The organism is Streptomyces sp. P9(2023) (assembly GCF_032436795.1).
Taxonomy (GTDB): domain Bacteria; phylum Actinomycetota; class Actinomycetes; order Streptomycetales; family Streptomycetaceae; genus Streptomyces.
This window is the reverse complement of record NZ_JAUPWM010000512.1, coordinates 1-268: the sequence shown is the minus strand read 5'-3', so window position 1 is coordinate 268 and position 268 is coordinate 1. Positions and strand designations below refer to the sequence as shown.

Annotated in this window: 1 protein-coding gene; it reads left to right on the top strand. The window is 38.4% G+C overall.

The window, feature by feature from the left end:
- A partial coding sequence (locus Q5762_RS38555; RefSeq protein ID WP_315896976.1) for a hypothetical protein occupies window positions 1-232 on the top strand: 232 nt, incomplete at its 5' end.
- Window positions 233-268: the final 36 nt, after the last annotated feature.

The following is a 268-nucleotide window of genomic DNA, read 5'->3' as shown; positions in this document are numbered from 1 at the left end:
AGAGATTCTAGCAGAGTTAAGTGCTGTATTAGAGATACAGCTAGCACCTATTTGGAACTCTACTGAAAGTGACGTGAGCACCATGCGACCTGATCTTTATCGCGAAAAAACAGATGTCGAAGGCTTATCTGATAAAGAAAAAATACTGCGAATCCCATGTCGCTCAAAAGATAAAATTGAATGGATGGGACAACGATTAACAAACTCCTCTTTTACCAGCTTCTGGCCTTAAATTTATGTTATAAGCTTTTTTTAAGAATGAAGGGGG